The 5,348-nt window shown below is 59.6% G+C and carries 3 protein-coding genes; 1 reads left to right on the top strand and 2 read right to left on the bottom strand.

The features are described 5' to 3' along the window. Positions 1 to 575 precede the first annotated feature (575 nt). Complete coding sequence (locus tag H5U08_RS09390) at positions 576 to 1,109, bottom strand: nucleotide pyrophosphohydrolase (RefSeq protein ID WP_297032412.1); 534 nt, start codon at positions 1,107 to 1,109, stop codon at positions 576 to 578. Positions 1,110 to 1,122: 13 nt separating this feature from the next. Beyond that, positions 1,123 to 2,934: a DUF4838 domain-containing protein gene (locus H5U08_RS09385; protein ID WP_297032410.1), complete on the bottom strand. Its 1,812-nt coding sequence runs from the start codon at positions 2,932 to 2,934 to the stop codon at positions 1,123 to 1,125. 833 nt (positions 2,935 to 3,767) lie between these two features. Here H5U08_RS09385 and H5U08_RS09380 point away from each other — a divergent pair. Then, on the top strand, positions 3,768 to 5,348 hold a 1,581-nt coding region (locus H5U08_RS09380), incomplete at its 3' end, for a trypsin-like peptidase domain-containing protein (RefSeq protein WP_297032408.1).

The raw sequence follows: 5,348 nt of genomic DNA, 5'->3' as shown, positions 1-5,348 counted from the left end.
CCCGTTGGTGTCACCGTGGCGGGAATATTTGGAAAAGCTCCAGAAGGCGGGTGATAGCCACCGTCGCCCGTTTTCGATAAGCACGGGCCTATCGAAAAAACGGTGCTCGTGAGTTGTTTTCTGGGAAAAGTCCCGTCGGATTTTTCTCAACATTTCGTTTACATAAGTATAGGCGCAAGTTTTGTAAATTCAATCCACATCGAAGTTGAGCGCGAACCCGACAAGCAGGTCCCTCCAGGAAATCGTTCGGAGGGGCACGCTTGTCGTGCCCGATGAACGGGAATGGATGATCGAACCTCGAACGGCGGACCTGACAAGCAGGTCCCTCCGGAAGGGATCTATTCGGAGGGGCACGCCTGTCGTGCCCGATGAAGTGGAATTGTTTATCCAACGTTGAAAAAGCGGACGTGACAAGCAGGTCCCTCCGAGGGGAAGCTCACCGCTCTCAAAACCTTGCCCAAATTCTCAGGCCTTTTCCCGAGCGGAGGAAAGTTGGGATGGGTCGAACCAGGCCGAATTCGCCTTGAGGGAGCGAGCCGTGGGCGGTGCGGGAAGTGGGTTGCCGATCTGTGCGATTATTGCGAGGCAGGACTGCTCCCTGGACCCGGCCAGCGAGGATCCTCGGGTCCGAAGTACCCCCGGTAAATCTCGGCTGGGTATTTCTGGACGTTCTTTTCCATCTTTCGCAACACAGCCGTCGTGAGGTCGATTCCCAATCGGCTGGAAAGGGCCAGTAGATAGCAGAAGACGTCGGCCATTTCGTCGGCCACTGCTTCCCGCTGTTCAGGGTTTTGGGCGACCGCTTCCCCCTGCTCCGGAGTGAGCCACTGGAAGTGTTCCATCAGTTCGGCGGCTTCCACGGCCAGCGCCATGACGAGGTTTTTGGGCGTGTGGAACGGCTCCCATGACCTCTCCTGGACGAATCGCTCAACGATCTCGCGCAGCCGGGCGACCGGCGTGGTGGCATCGCTGACGGGAAAGGGGGACTGTTCCGAAGACGTCATCGGCGTGATCACCGCAGGGACACATCGGCCTGCAAAAGCGGAGCAGCCGCGAAGGCGGGCACTCCGCGGCTGCTCCTGGGGGCTGGGGCAATGGACGACCTTCATTATTGCAAAAACCTTACCGCGAATCCAGTCCCAGGGCCTCCGCCAGCTTACTCCGGTACTCCTCCAGATTGAGGGAGTTCCACTCATTCAGTCGGGTGATTCCTGCCACGGGAATCAGTTCCACGAACGGCCGAAATCGCTGCCGGGCCAGTGAAGCCAACGGCTCTTTCTGCGGGGCAAGCCGGGCACGCTCCAGAATCGCGTAATCCACGCTCAGCCGACCGATCTTCACCCGTTGGAGCAGCGTCGGATCATCGTGGACCGCGTCTTCCGCCTTCTGCCAGAGTTGGTTGGCTTCCACCAGCAGTTCGTCCGTGAGGTGGGGATGGGTCGGAGGAATCCAGATGCTGCAATGGATGTTTTCCTTTTCCACGCGATCGTGGAGGGCGTCGATGTACTGGCGGATGAACGGAGCCGCCGCCCCATAGTAGCCTTCCAAGAACTCGTTCATGGCCAGGTTTTCATCATAATCGGGATTCCAGAGGAACTTGGCCGTCATATAGCCGCCGAGTGCCGCCAGTTCACTGTTGGGTGTGTTGTAGGTGTCCTGTTCAAAAATTCCTTTCACGTTGTTTTCTACAAAGAGCTTGATATTGTCATTGCGGACCCGCTGGTTGGGAAACGGCAGCAGGTAGTGTCGGAAATCGGTGACGTAGTCCCACACCCACAGCCGGTTGCAGATTTTCGCCCAGCCTCGCAAGTCTTCCACGAACGCCTTGTTGGCCGGAAGGTCGCAGGTGGCCAGCGGATGGGCGAAACAGCACTCGATGGAGCACAGCCGAATGATCACGTTGGGTCGGGGACGCATCGTTTTGGGCGGCTTCCGCGTCCACTGATAGGCCAGCGTTTCGATGGCCTTGTCGGGGAAGCGTTTCTCCACGGCCTCCGCCACGCGATTGACCATCTGAAGCACCGGCGCGATCTGGCTCCCCTCGGCCCTGGCCAGGGCCTGGCATTTTTCGCATTCGCAGTAGTTGTACCAGTCGTTCTGGGAAACGGAGAACACAAACGCCTCGGGATCGTGCTCCATCGCCTTGAGAATCTCTTCCGTGACGATTCGGATGACATCCTCGTTGGTGCAGCAAAGCTGCGTGCGGTCCTTCAGGCGTTTGCCTTTCACAAGTGCAAAATACTCGGGATGTTCGTCGAAATATTTTTCCGGGGGAACCAGCCGATTGAAGGTGTGGACGAAAAACCCGTTACCAAACCGTATCTTGCCGCCGTGCTGCGGACCCAGCCTTCCCGCCGAGGAGTTGACGCGATTTCGGGCACACCAGTCTCCGTCGAAACAGTCGTAGGTGAATGGCTCCCGGTATTCCAGGACAGGAACGATCGTTTCGTCGAGAGGTCCGATGGTGAGCCGATCGTGGTGGGGAATTCGGCTGCAATCCGGGGTGAACCAGCGGCATCCCCAGTGATCTTCGAGCAGACCATAAACCCCATAAAGCGTGCCCCGGGGTTCGCCACCGGCAATGATGAGCCGTTGGCCAACCGTCTTGATGGTGTAACCTTCCTTGCCCAGCTTCTGCCAGTCAATTTGGATGCCCAGTTCCTGCAATCGGCGATTGTTGCCCAGCAGGATTTCGTGGTCGGCGACGGGTTGAAAGGCGTCCGTCCGAATGGAGAGGTTCGCTCCGGTCATTTCGCGCATGAATTTGGCCAATTCGTCTGCGGCGTGACGCACGGGTTCGCTGGCCTTCTCAGGAATAACAATGTGATAGGACGACTGCCCACCCTCCGCTATGACGAGTTCCTGTCCATACACTGGACAGACGCCCAGCGACACGATCGCGACCATTAACATTTTCAAGGGAAGCCGACGCATGGTGATCCTCCTCGGCAAAAGAAGGTAAACTCCGGTTTGCGCGACCCAAACAGGCGTTTCCCAGGGTACACGGCGGTGACTCCTGCCGCAATAAGGGGAACATTTGACCTGTCCCCACTTTGTCTCCACGCCGGGAAAGGCCTGGAAAAGTTGGCAAGGTCTTAAAAGGGGTGAGATTCAGCCCGGAGAGACTTTTTCCCGGAGGGACCCGCTCGTCGGGTCCGCCGTGCAACGTTCGATCATCCATTTCCGTTTTTCGGGCACGACAAGCGTGCCCCTCCGAAAAAGTGTCGGAGGGACCTGCCTGTCAGGTCCGTCATTCAACGGTTAACGTCTGCCGAGCGACCTCGTTGCCGCGTTCGATCGACCTGGAATGCTCTTTTGCTCGCCGGAGTCCCCGCAGAGATGGGTGGTTCTTTATCACGCTGAAATGGGAGTATCGAGGTCGGCTCACTGCCGAATTGGCAGCCGCACCAATTTGATATTGCCATCGAGCTGCCTTGTGGTATTTAATGAGTGTCTCCCGGTGGGCGGAACAGGAGGGACGACCCACGGCGGCTCCGCCGGGAGGGGATCTCGTGAGCAACGGTTGACGGATCGTGCACGTCGAGGGAACACGGAGGTTGCCCTGGATCGAAAGTATCTGGTGACCATGGACGGTCGATGCTCTCAGCCAAGCCGGCAGGTCGTGGCGCACAGGGCCTTCTCGTCCGCAGCGCCCTGGAATTGGCCGGCCTCTTCGCATCGCGCTCGCTCACCTGGTGGCCAGGGTGGCGACCTCCTCGAAAGTCATTCGCAGGTGGCGTTCTCACCTTTTTCTGGAGGGTTTGCCGATGCGCTGTGTGATACTTCGGCCACCGCGCCACAGGTGTCTGCTGGGGGTGATTCTTCTCGGGCAGTGCCTGGGGATCCTGCCGGTTCCTTCCCTGAGGGCCGATGAACTCACAGGTCAGACAGTCCTTTTAGATTTTTACGCGGACTGGTGTGGCCCCTGCCAGCGGATGATGCCGGTGGTGGAAGAGCTCCACCGGGCTGGCTACCCGGTGCGGAAAGTAAATATCGATCGAGAGCCGGGGTTGGCGCGGCGCTTTCGCGTTAACGCGGTGCCGACTTTTGTGATGATCGTCAACGGGCGAGAGGTGGACCGCATTGTCGGACCGGCCAGCCTCGATCAACTTCGGCTGCTGTGTCGTTTGGCGCCGCAACAGCCGCCGCTTTCCACAGCGACACACATCCCCGCACAGACAACCGTAAGCACAGCAGCAAATGCTTGCACGGTCTCCTCGCAATCGCCGAGCAGTGGCGCCAGTCTTCAGCGGAGAAGCCTGCCCCCATTCGATCCGCAGTGTCGGTTCGCCGCACCGACAGAGGAGGATCTCATCGCAGCCACGGTGCGGATTCGGATTGAAGACTCGCGAGGCCGGTCGACGGGATCGGGCACAATCATCGATGCTCGAGGAGGCGAGGCCCTGATCATCACCTGTGGTCATCTCTTTCGGGAAAGCAAGGGGCGACTGCCGATTCAGGTGGATCTGTTCGGTCCGCAGCCTGTCGAAAACCTGCCCGCGCAGCTCATTCACTATGATGAAAAATTGGACATTGGGTTTTTGAGTATTCGGCCTAATCAGCCGGTGGTTGTGGCGCGGGTGGCGCCGCCTGGGTACCCACTGGCGGTGGGGGATGCCATTTATTCCGTGGGCTGTGGGGAGGGGCAGGCTCCGACGGTGTGGAAGGGCCGGGTCACGGCGATCGATAAGTATCTGGGCCCGGCGAACATCGAGGCTTCCCGCGCACCCGTCGTGGGACGCAGCGGAGGTGGCCTCTTTTCCAGCGAGGGCTTCCTCATCGGTGTGTGCAACGCCGCTGATCCGCCCCTGGACGAGGGAATCTATTTGGCCCTGCGGGAGATTCATCGCTCGTTGGATCGGCTCAATCTCGCCATGGTCTATCGAACGGACGGAACGCCCGTGGCTCCGGCGACGTTGGTGCAGGCAGCGCCGGGCGGACCAGCCCGATCGACAGGAGAGCCATCCAGCAGGAGGCCGTCCCACGACGGTGAGGCTCCCAAGGTGGCAAACGTTGCATCCGAGACCGCTGATGAAACGCAGCGAACCTCCGTGGCGGGAACGGACAGCCGGCCGGCTGCTTCGCCGGAACTGGGGACGCGTTCTCCGGAAGAAATGACCCTGGCTGCCGGGCTGCCGTTGCCCATTGCTCTCAGCCGGAGCGACAATCGCATGTCTTCCCAGCAGGAAATAAAACTGTCCGACCCTTTCAGCCGGGCGCTGGCCAGGCCGGTGTCTCATGTTGCGTCCACGGGAGCAGAGTCTTTGACGGGACTTTCGGCGGAGGAGCGCGCAGCGTGGGAAGAAATCGCCAGGCGACGTGCGGCCGGGTACGAGATCGTCTGTGTC

The organism is Thermogutta sp. (genome assembly GCF_014359955.1).
Classification (GTDB): domain Bacteria; phylum Planctomycetota; class Planctomycetia; order Pirellulales; family Thermoguttaceae; genus Thermogutta.
The sequence above is the reverse complement of the archived record's forward strand: the minus strand, read 5'-3'. Positions and strand labels throughout refer to the sequence as shown.

Coding starts and splice junctions, on each gene's coding strand:
- H5U08_RS09385 (WP_297032410.1), bottom strand. CDS start 2,934: ATGCGTCGGCTTCCCTTGAAAATGTTAATGGTCGCGATCGTGTCGCTG.
- H5U08_RS09390 (WP_297032412.1), bottom strand. CDS start 1,109: ATGAAGGTCGTCCATTGCCCCAGCCCCCAGGAGCAGCCGCGGAGTGCC.